General features: G+C 72.2%; 11 protein-coding genes. 5 read left to right on the top strand and 6 right to left on the bottom strand.

The features are described from left to right. Nucleotides 1-263: 263 nt before the first annotated feature. A complete protein-coding gene (locus ACFYXU_RS05040) occupies nt 264-1,592 on the top strand; it encodes a peptidase (protein WP_389407495.1) in 1,329 nt (442 codons plus the stop codon). 30 nt (nt 1,593-1,622) lie between these two features. On the opposite strand, the gene ACFYXU_RS05035 is transcribed toward ACFYXU_RS05040, so the two are convergent. Next, nucleotides 1,623-3,623, bottom strand: a complete 2,001-nt coding sequence (locus ACFYXU_RS05035) for a CocE/NonD family hydrolase (protein ID WP_361393155.1) — start codon at nt 3,621-3,623, stop codon at nt 1,623-1,625. Between the two features lie 9 nt (nt 3,624-3,632). Further along, a complete protein-coding gene (locus tag ACFYXU_RS05030) occupies nt 3,633-5,138 on the bottom strand; it encodes a peptide MFS transporter (RefSeq protein ID WP_376507443.1) in 1,506 nt (501 codons plus the stop codon). A 198-nt stretch (nt 5,139-5,336) separates the two neighbouring features. Here ACFYXU_RS05030 and ACFYXU_RS05025 point away from each other — a divergent pair, with 198 nt between their 5' ends. Both ACFYXU_RS05025 and ACFYXU_RS05020 read left to right on the top strand, forming a co-directional pair. After that, nucleotides 5,337-6,347: a polyprenyl synthetase family protein gene (locus tag ACFYXU_RS05025; protein ID WP_376507444.1), complete on the top strand. Its 1,011-nt coding sequence runs from the start codon at nt 5,337-5,339 to the stop codon at nt 6,345-6,347. A gap of 192 nt (nt 6,348-6,539) precedes the next feature. After that, nucleotides 6,540-7,721, top strand: coding sequence for an outer membrane lipoprotein carrier protein LolA (locus ACFYXU_RS05020; protein ID WP_376507445.1), 1,182 nt, complete (start codon nt 6,540-6,542; stop codon nt 7,719-7,721). A gap of 129 nt (nt 7,722-7,850) precedes the next feature. Here the strand turns inward: ACFYXU_RS05020 and ACFYXU_RS05015 are convergent, their stop codons facing one another. Together ACFYXU_RS05015 and ACFYXU_RS05010 are read right to left on the bottom strand one after the other, a co-directional pair. After that, nucleotides 7,851-9,158, bottom strand: coding sequence for a M28 family metallopeptidase (locus ACFYXU_RS05015; RefSeq protein WP_376507446.1), 1,308 nt, complete (start codon nt 9,156-9,158; stop codon nt 7,851-7,853). Nucleotides 9,159-9,347: 189 nt separating this feature from the next. Beyond that, on the bottom strand, nt 9,348-10,133 hold the full coding sequence (locus tag ACFYXU_RS05010) for a HEAT repeat domain-containing protein (RefSeq protein WP_389407494.1): 786 nt from the start codon (nt 10,131-10,133) through the stop codon (nt 9,348-9,350). A gap of 348 nt (nt 10,134-10,481) precedes the next feature. On the opposite strand from ACFYXU_RS05010, the gene ACFYXU_RS05005 reads away from it, so the two are divergent. Continuing rightward, nucleotides 10,482-11,129, top strand: coding sequence for an NADPH-dependent F420 reductase (locus tag ACFYXU_RS05005; RefSeq protein WP_389407492.1), 648 nt, complete (start codon nt 10,482-10,484; stop codon nt 11,127-11,129). Here the strand turns inward: ACFYXU_RS05005 and ACFYXU_RS05000 are convergent. Both ACFYXU_RS05000 and ACFYXU_RS04995 read right to left on the bottom strand, forming a co-directional pair. Then, complete coding sequence (locus ACFYXU_RS05000) at nt 11,078-11,719, bottom strand: DUF4291 domain-containing protein (protein WP_376507450.1); 642 nt, start codon at nt 11,717-11,719, stop codon at nt 11,078-11,080. The genes ACFYXU_RS05005 and ACFYXU_RS05000 overlap by 52 nt on opposite strands. Before the next feature lie 119 nt (nt 11,720-11,838). Continuing rightward, the gene (locus ACFYXU_RS04995) at nt 11,839-12,276 is read right to left on the bottom strand and encodes a helix-turn-helix domain-containing protein (protein ID WP_361393173.1); all 438 of its coding nucleotides are present in this window, start codon (nt 12,274-12,276) and stop codon (nt 11,839-11,841) included. A 99-nt stretch (nt 12,277-12,375) separates the two neighbouring features. On the opposite strand from ACFYXU_RS04995, the gene ACFYXU_RS04990 reads away from it, so the two are divergent. Next, nucleotides 12,376-13,764, top strand: coding sequence for an MFS transporter (locus tag ACFYXU_RS04990; protein WP_376507451.1), 1,389 nt, complete (start codon nt 12,376-12,378; stop codon nt 13,762-13,764). Nucleotides 13,765-13,788 lie beyond the last annotated feature (24 nt).

Raw genomic sequence — 13,788 nt, 5'->3', positions numbered from 1 at the left:
GGGGGACACGTTACGGGTCGGGCCGCCGGGCGCGGATGACATGGATCACACAGAAACCGCGGCCTCCGTGGGCAACTGTCCGCGTATGTGCGGGTTGTGTCGAGGAAGCGTCCGGAACACCCCCGCGAGCTGGGAGAACAGGGCTGCCGCGGGCGCCTGTCCGGCCCTACGATCACCGTGGTGTCGCGCCGCGTGACGGAGCCGCGGGCGCGCGCCCACCACATTCTTCGCTGTCTTTCTCTGACCAGGAAAAGGTCCACAACGTGAAGATCCGTCGCATCCTGGCGACCGCCGTGGCCGCAGCCGTGACCACCCCGGTCGTGTTCCTCTCGGCCGCCCCGGCGTTCGCCGACACCAAGCCCACCTCCGCGCCGACGAAGCCCGCGTCCCACGAGGACGACCCCGAGGACGACATGCCGTCCCTCGATGAACTGAAGGCCGCCGTCGCCGCGGCGCAGAAGGCGTACGACGAGGCCGTCACCGACCTCGGCAAGGCCACCGAGGACCGCAAGGCCCTGGACGACGCCCAGCACGCCCTCGTGGTCGCGGTCGCCGACGCCCAGAAGGCCGTCGACGAGGCCGCCGCCAAGAAGACGGCCGCCGACGAGGCGCTCGCCACGGCCGAGAAGGCCGTGGCGGACCTTCCTGAGACGGCGACCGACGAGGAGAAGAAGGCCGCCGCCGACGCCGTGACGGCCGCCAAGGCCGCCGTCGACGCGGCCGTCGCCGCGCAGACCGCCCCCGCCGAGAAGCTGAAGAAGGACACGGCCGCCCTCGCCGCCGCCAAGGACTCCGCCGACCGCGCGGTCAAGAGCGCCGAGAAGGTCGAGAAGGCCGCCAAGAAGGACCTCGACGACGCCAAGGAGGAGCTCGCCTTCTACGAGGAGATCGGGGAGGAGTGCACGGAGGACTCCGCTGTCAAGGTCACGCTCACCGGACCGGAGAAGGTCACCGCCGGGAAGCCCACCGTCTTCTCGCTGCGCGTCACCAACACCTCCGACCACGCCCTGGACGTGGTCAACGCCTACGCGAACGCCATGCGGCAGCCCGCGGCCGGCGAGGAGATCGACGAGGACACGGACTTCTCCGAGCTCGTCCTCCCGCTCGAGTGGTCCTCCCCGGACGTCCTGGAGTGGACGAAGTTCAGCGAGGAGTTCGACTCCATCGAGGTCGGCAAGCTCGCCAAGGGCGCCAGCTACGACGTGAAGCTCCGCCTCACCGTCGACGCCAAGGCCGCCGCCGGCAAGGGCATGGTCTTCGCCTACGGCGAGTACGAGAACAACGACGGCAGCTGCGGCATCGGCGACGACTTCGCGAACGCGACCTTCGACATCCTCGCCGCCGACAAGGGCGACAAGCCGGAGCCGAAGCCGTCGGAGACGACGCCGACCCCGGCCCCGAGCGTCACCACCGGTGGCAACTCGAACACCACCCAGCAGGGCGGCTCGTCGAACACCCCGGTGAACGGCACCCTCGCCGCCACCGGCGCGAACGACACCCTGCCGCTCGGCTACGCCGCCGCCGGGGCCGTCGCCCTGGGCGCCGGCGCGCTGGTCGTCGCCCGCCGCCGCAAGGCCGGCGCGCAGGCGTAACACCTGACCGGTCCCCCGTACGGCGTGAGTTCAGCCCGCCGTGCGGGGGATCCTCTTCTCCCAGGTCCGGTGGAAGACGACCTCGCCGCCCTCCTTGCACACGACCTCGTTCTCGGTCAGGAAGACGTCGGCGTCGCAGGAGATCTCCGAGCGGGTGTCGATCGTGACGTCCCAGGCGAGCTCGGGGCGGTGCAGCCGGACCGACCACTCCGAGCGGGTCCGCGCGGACAGCGGGCCGCTCTCCTCGATCGTGTAGGTCTCCACGGCGTCCTCGGTGAACTCCAGGCCGTCCGGGTACACGCGCGTGCCGCCGTACTTCGGGTCGACCTCCAGGGTCCACTCGCCCCGGGCCACGTCACGGACCACCACGCGCTCCGGCCGCGGCTCCTCCAGGGTGCGCGGGTAGACCACCCCGAGGGGCGGGGACTGCTCGGGCTCCTCCCACGTGACGGCGTCCTCGGTGTGCGCCCGGACCGGCAGGGTCAGCGAGGAGCCGGCCGGGTCGAGGGTGAAGCCGGCGGCGTCGGGCTGGGGCCAGATCCACGGCCAGTACGTGGAGGAGACGGCGAGGCGGACCCGGTGGCCGGGCGCGAAGGCGTGCCCGATGCCGTTCAGCTCGAAGTCGAAGTTCTCCGTCTCGCCGATCTGGGCCTCCACGGCCCGGTCGCGGCCGTAGCGGGCGGAGAAGTTCAGGGCGCCCCGGGTGACCAGGGTGGAGGAGCCGTCCGGGGCGACGTCGCAGAGCCGGGCGATCACCTGTCCTGTGGGGGCCGCGGTGCGCAGCGCGAGGCGTACGGAGGGCCGCCCCAGGATCCACAGGGGGCCGCCGTCCTCGGGGACGGGGAAGTCGAAGCAGGCCGAGTGGGCGTCCTCGTCGCGCTGGTCGGGCGGCAGGTCGGCGTCGTTGCCGAAGGGGAAGAAGCGGCCCGCGTCGAGGCCGGTCTGCTGGGGCGAGTCGACCACGACGGGGGCGCCCTGGAAGCCGTACGTGACGGGGGTGACGTGCGGGGAGGGCCAGGCGGGGTCGGTGACCCAGCGGCCGGGCAGCTCCTCGTAGACGGTGGCCGGCGGGTGCGAGTCGCTGATCCAGGTCCGCAGCAGCGGCTCGGCCATCACGTCGTTCTCGGCGCCCTTGAGGTGGTGGTCCCACCAGCGCAGGGTCTCCTGGAGGAAGCCGATCGCCGGTCCCGGCGGCAGGCCCCGGTCGGGGTACTGGTGGGACCAGGGGCCGATGATGCCGCGCACCCGGTCCTGGGGGAGGTGGTGGGCGAGCCGCAGGACGGTGTCGCGGTACGGGTCGTGCCAGCCGCCGACGGCGAGGACGGCGGCCCGGATCGCCCCGTAGTCCTCGCAGACGCTGCCGTGCTTCCAGTAGGCGTCGCGGGTCTGGTGGGCGAGCCAGGTGTGGATGAGCGGTTCGACGGCCGCCAGGCGCCGCAGCCACAGCTCGCGCCACTCCTCGCCCGCGTACAGCGGGTCCGGGGGCCGGGAGACGAAGGCGAGCATGGTGGCGGCCCAGGCGTGCATGTCGACGCCGAGGACCGAGCCGCCCATGTAGTGGACGTCGTTGTCGTAGCGGTCGTCGGTGGAGCAGACGGTGACGACCGCCTTGAGCGGTTCGGGGGCGAGGGCGGCGATCTGGAGCGAGTTGAAGCCGCCCCAGGAGATCCCGAACATGCCGACCTTGCCGGTGCACCAGTCCTGCTCGGCGAGCCAGTTCACGACGGCGACGCCGTCGGCGAGCTCGACCGGGTCGTACTCGTCGCCGGGCAGGCCCTCGCTGTTGCCGTGGCCGCGGACGTCGACCCGCACGGAGGCGTAGCCGTGGCCCGCGTACCAGGGGTGGCGCTGCCAGTCGCGCGGGGCGGTCCAGTCGGTGAGGCGGTACGGCAGGTACTCCAGGAGCGCCGGTACCGGCTCGTCGGTGAGCGGGCGCCACACGCGCGCGTACAGCCTCGTCCCGTCGGGCAGCGGGATGCGGATGTCCTCGTGGCGGGTCTCGTACGGGAAGTCGGTACGGATCTTCGTCATCAGGTCACCTCAGTGGACGGGGTGCATGGTGCGGCGCAGCCAGGGCGCCAGGGCGATCACGACGAGGCCGGCGACGACGGCGACGGCGCCGTTCACGCCGAAGTAGACGGGCTTGGAGACGTCGTCGTAGAGCTTCACGGTCTGGGCCTGGATGCCGTTCGCGAGGGCGAGGGAGAGGAACCAGAGCGACATGGTCTGGCTGGAGAAGGCCTTGGGGGCGAGCTTGCTGGTGGCGGACATGCCGGAGGTCTCCAGGAGCACGTCGCCGAGGCCGAGCAGCAGGTACGAGCCCACGATCCACCACGCGGCCATCCGGTACGTGTCGTCGGCGTGCCCGGAGGTCGGCAGGACCATCAGGAGGAAGGACAGGCCGCCGAGGATCACGCCGTAGGCGATCTTGTTGGAGGCGTGCGGCTGGCGGTGCCCCATCCGGGCCCAGACGGCGGCCACCACGGGGGCGAGGAGGACCTCGAAGGCGCCCAGGGCCGAGGCGTACCAGCTCGCGGGGAAGTCGAAGCCGAGGATGGTCGTGCGGGCGTTCGTGGAGGCCAGCAGGATCATCGTCGAGTACGCCTGGAAGAGGATGAAGTTGAACACCACCGACGCCAGGAAGAGCACGATGTACGGCCGGAGGCGGCCGCGCTCCTCGGCCGTGACCCGGGGGCTGGTGAACATCACCCAGAAGTAGACGACCGGGGCGATCACCGAGATCACCGTGAGCACGTCCACGAACCGGTCCATGGTGAGCCAGCCGGCGAGCGCGAGGACCGTGGCGAGGACGGCGGTGACGAGGGCGCCGACGATGATCATCCGGACCGCGCGGCGCAGGGCGTCGGGGGCCAGCGCGAACTCGGCGGCGTGCTTGCGTCCGGCCAGGTGACGGCGGCCCGCGACGTACTGGATCAGGCCGAGGGTCATGCCGAGGGCGGCGGCGGAGAAGCCCCAGTGGTAGCCCTCGTGGTCGGCGAGCCAGCCGGTGATCAGGGGGCCCGCGAAGGCGCCGATGTTGATCGCCATGTAGTAGAGCGCGAAACCGGCGTCGCGGCGGTCGTCGTCGGTGCGGTAGAGCTTGCCGACCATCGTGGCCACGTTCGGCTTGAGCAGTCCGGTGCCGGCGCTGATCAGGCCGAGTCCGACCCAGGTCATGGCACCCGTCGGCACGGCCATGGCGTAGTGCCCGCAGGCGATGAGGATGCCACCCCAGAGGACCGCGCGGTAGGAGCCGAGGATACGGTCGGCGAGCCAGCCGCCGGCCACCGAGACGAGGTAGACGAGGGTGCCGTAGGCGGCGGCGACGGAGGCCGCCGTGCCCGGGTCCATGCCGAGGCCGCCCTCGGCGGCGGTGGCGGCGAAGTAGAGGACGAGGATCGCCTGCATGCCGAGGAAGGAGAACCGCTCCCAGACCTCCAGGCCGGAGAGGGTCAGCAGACCCCTTGGGTGCCCGAGGAAGGCGCGGTCGTCCTCGGGGGGCGGCTGCTCGCCGTTCGGATCGGTGTCGATCGTTGTTCGGGACAAAACGCTTACTCCTGGTCGTATGAGCTGATCCCGAACATACCGGGGGCGACGGGAAGGCGCCCACGGTGATCGAAAGGTGACCGGATACGCTGGCTTGAGTGAATCGAGCGACACATCGACAATCCATGTGATCGTCAACAGTCCATGTGAACAATCCGTGTGATCGTCAGCAGGCGTCAGCAGACAGGAGACCCCCTCGTGACCGTCGTCGGGCCGTTCGGTCTTAGCGTGCGGGACCAGGCTCTTGAGGCCGATGTCCAGACCGGTTTGGCGGCCGTGGAGGCGGGCCTCCTGGACGCCACCAAGAGCGATGTCCCCTTCATCACGGAGGCCGCGCAGCACCTCGTGCTCGCCGGGGGCAAGCGCTTCCGCCCGCTGCTCGTGATGCTCGCCGCCCAGTTCGGCGACCCCTACGCGCCGGGCGTCGTGCCCTCCGCCGTGGTGGTCGAGCTCACCCACCTGGCCACGCTCTACCACGACGACGTCATGGACGAGGCCGACGTCCGCCGGGGTGTGGACAGCGCCAACACCCGCTGGGGCAACTCGATCGCCGTCCTCACGGGTGACTTCCTCTTCGCCCGCGCCTCGCACACGCTCGCGGACCTCGGTCCCGAGGCCGTACGCATCCAGTCCGAGGCGTTCGAACGGCTCGTCACCGGTCAGATCCTGGAGACCGCCGGTCCGACGGACGGCCGCGACCCCGTCGACCACTACCTCGACGTCCTCGGCGGCAAGACCGGCTCCCTCGTCGCCGTCTCCTGCCGCTTCGGCGCCATGATGGCCGGCGCCGACGACAGCGTCGTCGACACCCTCACCCAGTACGGCGAGCGGCTCGGCGTCGCCTTCCAGCTCGCCGACGACGTCCTCGACATCGCCTCCGACTCCCACGAGTCCGGCAAGACCCCCGGCACCGACCTCCGCGAGGGCATCCCGACCCTCCCCGTCCTCCGCCTGAGGGCCGCCGCGGCCGCCCACGGGCGCCCGGAGGACCTGGAGCTCGTCGCCCTGATCGACGGCGACCTCGGCGACGACGAGCGGCACGCGGAGGCCCTGCGGCGGCTGCGCGCCCACCCCGCCCTGGAGCAGGCGCGCCGGGACACCGTGCGGTACGCGGAGGAGGCGCGCGCGATGCTGGCGCCGCTGCCCGAGGGGTACGCGAAGGCGGCCCTGGCCGAGATGTGCGACGCGGTGGTCCACCGGGCGGGCTAGGGAGTGTCACGACACGCCCTGGGGGGGCGTCGCGCTCCCGTTCCGCCCCGCGACGCCCGGCCCTTCTCAGGGTCGGGTCATCCCGAAGCAGTACGTGAGGTTGATCCCGGGGTCTGACGCTTCCGCTCCGCCGTCCTGGTGAGATGGAGACATCATCCACAGGGGCAGCACGGCACGGAGGTAACGGAGACCATGGCAGAGACCCGTAAGGCGAGCCGGTTCGTCGTCCCGGTCGCGGTGGCAGGAGTGGCCGCGGCGACCATCGGGCTCGTCCCGGCGCTGGCGGCGTCCGGTGACCCGGACCTGCCGGAGATCACGGCCCAGCAGCTGATCGAGAAGATCGCCGCCTCGGACACCCAGACCCTGTCCGGCACCTTCCGGATCTCCACCGACCTGGGGCTGCCGTCCCTCGGCGGCCTGGCGTCCGGCCTCGGGGGCCTGGGCGGCGGGGGCGGCTCCTCGTCCGCCGACCCGACCGAGAAGCTCACCGAGCTCGTCTCGGGCACCCACACCCTGCGCGTGGCGGCGGACGGCCCCGAGCGCCAGCGGCTCACGCTGCTCGACGGCTCCGACGAGTACAGCCTGATCCACAACGGCGACGACGTCTGGGGCTACGACAGCAGGTCGAAGGAGGCCTTCCACGAGAAGGGCGCGGCGTCCGGCGCCCCCGAGAAGGAGCAGAAGCTCCCCGGCACCCCCAAGGAGCTCGCCGACGAGGTCCTGAAGGCCGCGGGCGACACCACGTCGATCACGGTCGGCGGGACGGCGAAGGTGGCCGGCCGGGACGCGTACCAGCTGGTGATCAAGCCGAAGCAGAGCGGTTCGACGGTCGAGTCCGTGAAGATCGCGGTGGACGCGGCGAACGGCACCCCGCTGAAGTTCACCCTCTCCTCGGTCCAGGGCGGCAAGCCGGTCGTCGACGCCGGCTTCACGAAGGTCGACTTCGGCCGGCCGGCCGCCTCCGAGTTCACCTTCGAGGCACCCCAGGGCACCAAGGTCACCGAGGGCGCGGCGGAGAAGGCGGCGGAGGAGTCCGGCGGCGACCTGCCCAAGGGCTTCGAGGAGGGCTTCCCCGGCCTCGGGAAGGGCTTCGGGGACTTCGGGGACTCCGGGGAGGGCGTCAACGTCATCGGCGAGGGCTGGACGGCCATCGCGAAGCTCGACACGGGCGCGCCGGCGCCCGGGACCGACGAGGCGCCGAAGGAGATCCAGGGCTTCCTGGACTCCTTCGGCGACAAGGTCACCGGCAAGTTCGGCTCCGGCACCGTCTTCAGCACGAAGCTGGTGAACGCGCTCCTCACCGACGACGGCAAGGTCTACGTCGGCGCGGTGACGAAGGACGCGCTGGTGGACGCGGCGAACGCCGGGAAGTAACGCCGGGAAGCAGCGCCGGCAGGCAACGTCGGCGAGTAACACCTGCGCGCGGCGGCCGAGTTGGGACCCCGGGCGGGTCGGGGGCGGAATTCACCGACCCACCCGGGAGTTTCACGCCTCGCGGGAGGCTTACGGGAAGGTCAGCTTGAAGCTGTTGATGTATCCCGTGTCGGCCGAGGCCTTGTCCTGGACGCGGAGCTTCCAGACGCCGTTGGCGACCTCGGAGGAGGCGTTGACGGTGTAGGTCTGGTTGATGTTGTCCGCGCTGCCGCCGGCCCGGTTGTGCAGGTTGTAGACGGAGCCGTCGGGGGCGATCAGGTCGACGATCAGGTCGCCGATGTAGGTGTGGACGATGTCCACGCCGACCTTGAGCGTCGAGGGCGCGTTGCCCGTGACGCCGGTGACCGTCACCGAGGAGGTCACCGCGGCGCCGTTGTCCGGGACGGAGACGTCGGCGGTGTTCTCGAAGACCTTGCCCGTCGGCGGGGTCGTCGTGCCGGCGGACAGGTTCCAGATCGCGTACGCGATGGCGTCGGCGTTGCGGTCCAGGGCGGTGTCGTTGATGTTCGCCGTGGTGTCGCAGGACGCGTGGTAGCAGCGGTCGAAGGCCTGGCCGGCCGTGCCGCCCCACTTCTGGGCCTGCGCCGAGGTCTTGGTGTAGTCGGCGCCGGAGAAGAGCCCGCCGACGGGGATGCCCACGTTCTTGAAGGGCGCGTGGTCGGAGCGGCCGTCGCCCTCGGTCTCGATCTCGGTGGGTATCCCGAGCCCGGAGAAGTAGGTCTTGAAGGTCTGCTCGATCGTGGGGTCGTCGTCGTAGACGAAGTAGCCCGGGTTCGGCGAGCCGATCATGTCGAAGTTCAGATAGCCGCTGATCTTTGAACGCTCGGCGGCGGGCAGGTTGTTCACGTAGTACTTCGACCCGACGAGCCCGAGCTCCTCGGCGCCCCACCAGCCGAAGCGCAGGTGCTTCGTCGGCTGGAGCTGCGCGCGGGAGACGGCGAGCGCGGTCTCCAGGGTCGCGGCGGACCCGGAGCCGTTGTCGTTGATGCCGGGACCGGCGGTGACCGAGTCGAGGTGCGAACCGGCCATCAGGACCTGGTTCGGGTCGCCGCCCGGCCAGTCGGCTATCAGGTTGTAGCCGGTGGCGCCGCTGGAGGTGAAGGTCTGGAGGGTGGTCGTGTAGCCGGCGGCGTCCAGCTTCGCCTTCACGAAGTCGATCGACGCCTTGTAGCCGGTGCGGCCGTGGGCGCGGTTGCCGCCGTTGGCGGTGGCGATCGACTGGAGGTCCGCCAGGTGCTGCTTGACGTTGGCCAGCGGGATGTCGGGCGCGGCGACGGCCGCCCGCGATCCGGCGGAGGCGGTACCGGTCAGTCCGCCGAGGGCGAGCGCCGCGAGTGCGGCGGCCGCGGTGACGCGTCTGGGTACGGAGAGGTTCATGTGGGGGCTCCGGATTCCGAACGGGGATGGGACGGAACGTGCGAGACGCCTCGGGCGTGGGTGCCACGAGGCGCTGGAGCTGTGCGAGTGCGCTGTTGTTCAGTTGTGCGGTCGTTCGGTCGTGCGTGCTGAATGTTCAGTGAGAGTTTGACTTCACGTCAAGAGCGGAAACCGGTCAGGTGCGTTCGCTCACCGGACGAGGGCGTCGGCGACGGCCTCCCGGACCCGGGGATCGGGGTCCTGCCCCAACTCCCGCAGCAGCTCCGGGACTCCGGGCGTCGACCAGTACGCCACCGCCTGGACCAGCGCGATCCGCACCTCCGGGTCGGGGTGCCCGGCGAGCCCGGCGAGCCGCGCCAGCGGGCCGCGCCGCCGCAGCGCGTAGCCCTCCAGGGCCTGGAGCAGCGCCGCCGTGTCGTCCCGCGTCCGGGCCGCCTCCAGCCGCGCGAGGAGCACCCGGGGCGGGGGCGGCGGTCCGTCGAGGGGGTGCGGGCGGCGCTCCGCGAGCCGCCGTGAGCCGTAGCCCCCGCGCTCCCGGCACCCGAAGCAGAGGCAGGGCGCGGTGCCGTGGACGTCGGGCCGGTAGCGCCAGCCGTTGACCTGCCGCACCGCCCGGATGTGCCGCACCTCGGCCGCGGTGACGGACCGCGGCAGGAACACCTCCCAGCCCCGGGCGTCCGGGGCCCGTGCCACCCGCCGTACCGCCTCCGCCGCCGTCACGAGGGCCGGCTCGCGGTCGCTGTACCGGCCGACGCGCACCCGCTCCTCGTCCGGGAGCCGCACGTGCACGGCGACGAACCCGCGCGGGCCCGGCCGGCGGGACAGCTCGCGCAGCCACTGGTGGGTGAGGGTGTACGAGGGGAGGACGGGGAAGAGGAACACCCCGCGCCACTCGCCGCGCCCGGCGGCCCGGAGCCCGGAACGGCGCACGCGCGCCGCGTGCGCGCCGGGGGTGAGGTGCACGAAGGTCGCCATGGGGGGGTGATCGCTCCTAGGGGGTGTCTTGGCGGTCGGACCGGGCGCGCGGTGGCACCGGGCCGAGCACGCGGGGGATCATCGGGGGGGGGGGCGGTCGAGGATCTCGATGTACGCGATCCGGCCGTGGACCTCGCGGACGAGCGGCGGCTCGGAGGGCGGACCGTCTCCCGGGGACGTGCTGCTCATGCGGGGGAGTCTGGCCGTCCGGCGCGCGATCGGCACCCGGATTTTCCGCCGGTGGCGTGACGCGGGAGCACGGCGGGACGGTGGGCGACGGACGGCGGGGGGCCGCAGGCACTAGGGTCGGGCTCCCTCGACCTCCCCGCCCCGAAGGAGCGCACGCACATGAAGATCGCCGTACTGGGAACGGGCGAGGTCGGCCGACGGCTCGCGACCAAGCTGGTCTCGCTGGGGCACGAGGTGGCCCTGGGGTCCCGCACCGCGGACAACGCGGACGCCACCAAGTGGGCGGGGGAGCACGGCGGGACGCACGGCACCTTCGCCGACGCGGCCGGCTCGGCCGAACTGGTCGTCAACGCGACGGGCGGGCTCGTGTCCCTGGCCGCCGTCGAGGCCGCGGGCGCGGCGAACCTGCGCGGCAAGGTCCTGATCGACGTGTCCAACGCGCTCGACTTCTCCGGGGGCTTCCCGCCCGAGGTCGGCCTGCCCGACGGCAGGAGCGTCGCCGAGCACCTTCAGGCCGCCTTCCCGGAGGCGCGGGTCGTCAAGACGCTCAACACCATGACCAACACCGTCATGGTCGAGCCCGGCCGGGTCCCCGGGCACCACAACGTCTTCCTGAGCGGCGACGACGCGGACGCGAAGGCCGTGGTCGCGGAGCTGCTCGCCTCCTTCGGCTGGGCCGCCGACCGCATCATCGACCTCGGCGAGCTGTCGAGCGCCCGTGCCACCGAGCAGCTGATGCCGCTGTGGCTGCGGCTCTACGGGGTGCTCGGCACCGGGGACTTCAACTTCGGCGTCGCGGGCGGCTGAACCCGCAGGTGGTCCAGGAGGCCCTCCGGCTCCGGGTAGGGCGTCTCCCGGGGCAGGAGCCGGGCGGCCGCCTCCAGGTCGCCGGACCGGACCAGGCCGTGGACCTCGTGGGCGAGGGCGGTCACGTCGGTGACGGAGACCGTCCACTCGTCGGCGTACCGCCGGGAGGCCTCGCCCGACAGGCCCAGCTGGAGCGAGCGGTACGGCAGCGGCCGCAGGTGCGCGTCGCGCTCCGGGTCCCACTGGACCCGGGCCGGCGCCTGCCGCAACTGCCGCTTCCAGGCGGCCTGGTCGGGGTGGAAGCCGCGCTCGTAGTGGGAGAGGCAGGCGTTCCGCAGGGCCCATTCGAAGCCCTCGCGGGTGATCTCGACGGCGAGGACGGTCTCCTGGCCCTCCTTCGTCCCCCAGCCGCAGCGGTACATCATCCACAGGAACGACGGCTTGATCCACGTCATCCGGTCCCGCTTCCACTCGGCGGGGAAGCGCCCGTCGCGGGCCGCGGGCCGTCCGATCGCGGGCCGGTACGCCTGGTAGACGGTGACCGTGCGGTCGGTGTGGAGCGCGCGGATCCGGTACTTCGGTTCTTCCATGCGCCTCAGGGTGCGGGGAGAACGGCGGGCGCGGCCACCGGATTTCCGGGGGCGCCCGACCGCTCACGCTGCGTCTCGCACCGCCGCCCGACGCCAGGCCCGCCCCCGACGCACCCGCCTCACACCCCCGCCGCCTCCCGCGCGTCGTACGCCTCGCGGGCCGCGGCGATCTCGTTCTGGTGCCGCTCGGTCCAGGTCACCAGGGAGCGGATCGTGGTGTGCAACGTGGCTCCCAGCGCCGTCAGTTCGTACTCGACGCGCGGCGGGACCACCGGATGGACGGTCCGCTTCACGAGGCCGTCGCGCTCCAGCTGGCGCAGCGTCACGGTCAGCATGCGCTGGCTGACGCCGTCGATCTCCCGCTTGAGCTCGGTGAACCGCAGGACGCGGCGGTCGAGCAGGGCGATGACGAGCAGGGACCACTTGTCGGCGACCCGGTCGAGGATCTGCCGCACCTCGCAGTCCTCGCGCGTGTCCCACTGGAAGGGGTCGGGGTCCCCCGCGCTTCCGTAGGTTCCCTCGCAGTGACTCGGGTACTTCGAAGTGCCTTCTTCCATGGCACCCGATCCTCCCGCAGGATGCAGGTGGTTACAAGAGGGAACCGACCCCCTCCTTCGTAACCGCTCACCCCGACCCGCCTCGTCCTGGAGACAGTTGTGTCCCTACGCGCCTGGAGCCTGCTTCTCGTCCTCTGCGGGACGATCTTCCTCGAAGGCATCGACGTCGCCATGCTCGCCGTCGCCGTGCCCACCGTCCGCGCCGACCTCGGCCTCACCACCGGCACCGCCGCCTGGGTCATGTCCGCCTACGTCCTCGGCTACGCCGGCTTCACCCTCCTCGGCGGCAGAGCCGCCGACCTGCTCGGCCGCCGCCGGATGTTCCTCGGCTGGCTCGCCGTCTTCCTGGTCTTCTCCGGCCTCGGCGGCCTCGCCGACCAGGGCTGGACCCTCATCCTGGCCCGCTTCGTCACCGGCGTCGCCGCCGCCTTCATGACCCCCGCCGCCCTGTCGATCATCACCACCTCGTACGAGGAGGGCCCCCAGCGCAACCAGGCGCTCCTGGTCTTCGCCGGCACCGCCGCCGGCGGCTTCTCCCTCGGCCTCGTCATCGGCGGACTCCTCACCCAGCTCGGCTGGCGCTGGGTCTTCTTCGCCCCCGTCCTGCTCGCCGCCGCGCTCCTCGTCGCCGCGCTGCGGCTCGTCCCGAAGGAGCCGCGCCCGGCCCGCGGCCAGGGCGGCTTCGACCTCGCCGGGGCGCTCACCGCCGCCGGGGCGATGCTGCTCCTCGCCTACGGCGTCGTCCGTCTGGAGCACGGGCTCGACGGCTGGACCGTCACCGCCGCCGCGGCCGCCGGGGGGCTCCTCCTCGCCGGGCTCTTCGTCGCCGTCGAGCGCCGCGCCGCCGTCCCGCTCGTCCGGCTCGGCATCCTCCGCCGCGCCTCCCTGGTCCGCGCCGACCTGGGCGCCCTGCTCTTCGTCGGCTCCTTCTTCGGCTTCCAGTTCGTGGCCACCCTCTACCTCCAGGAGCTGCGCGGCTGGTCGTCCCTGGAGACGGCGCTCGCCCTGCTCGTCATGGGCTGCGACGCGGTCCTCGCGCCGACGCTGACCCCCCGGCTCGTGGCCCGCTTCGGGAACGCGCGGGTGATCCTCGGCGGCTTCGTCCTCGCCGTCGTGTCGTACGCGCTGTTCCTGCCGGTCGGGCCGGACTGGTCGTACGCGGCGATGTTCCCGACGCTGCTGCTCACCGGGATCGCCTTCGCCCTCGCGTACGGACCGCTCACCATCGCCGGCACCGAGGGGATCGCGGAGGAGGAGCAGGGACTCGCGAGCGGCCTGCTCACCACGGCCACCCAGTTCGGCTCGGCGGTCGGCATCGCGGCCGTCACGGCGGTGTACGGCATCGCGGGCGGCGGCCTCGGCGGCTTCCGGGCGGCGCTCGTCGTGCCCGTGGTGATGGTCACGCTGGGCGCCCTGATCACGGCGACGGGGGTACGGGCCGGGCGGCGGACGGAGGTCCCGGAGGCTGCGACGGACGTCACGGTCTGAACCGCCCGGTACGCACCTAATGTG

The sequence above is a fragment of the Streptomyces sp. NPDC002232 genome (assembly GCF_042890295.1).
Taxonomy (GTDB): Bacteria; Actinomycetota; Actinomycetes; order Streptomycetales; family Streptomycetaceae; genus Streptomyces.
This window is presented reverse-complemented; position numbering and strand designations above follow the sequence as displayed.

Coding starts and splice junctions, on each gene's coding strand:
- ACFYXU_RS05035 (WP_361393155.1), bottom strand. CDS start 3,623: ATGACGAAGATCCGTACCGACTTCCCGTACGAGACCCGCCACGAGGAC.
- ACFYXU_RS05020 (WP_376507445.1), top strand. CDS start 6,540: ATGGCAGAGACCCGTAAGGCGAGCCGGTTCGTCGTCCCGGTCGCGGTG.
- ACFYXU_RS05015 (WP_376507446.1), bottom strand. CDS start 9,158: ATGAACCTCTCCGTACCCAGACGCGTCACCGCGGCCGCCGCACTCGCG.
- ACFYXU_RS05010 (WP_389407494.1), bottom strand. CDS start 10,133: ATGGCGACCTTCGTGCACCTCACCCCCGGCGCGCACGCGGCGCGCGTG.
- ACFYXU_RS05005 (WP_389407492.1), top strand. CDS start 10,482: ATGAAGATCGCCGTACTGGGAACGGGCGAGGTCGGCCGACGGCTCGCG.
- ACFYXU_RS05000 (WP_376507450.1), bottom strand. CDS start 11,719: ATGGAAGAACCGAAGTACCGGATCCGCGCGCTCCACACCGACCGCACG.
- ACFYXU_RS04995 (WP_361393173.1), bottom strand. CDS start 12,276: ATGGAAGAAGGCACTTCGAAGTACCCGAGTCACTGCGAGGGAACCTAC.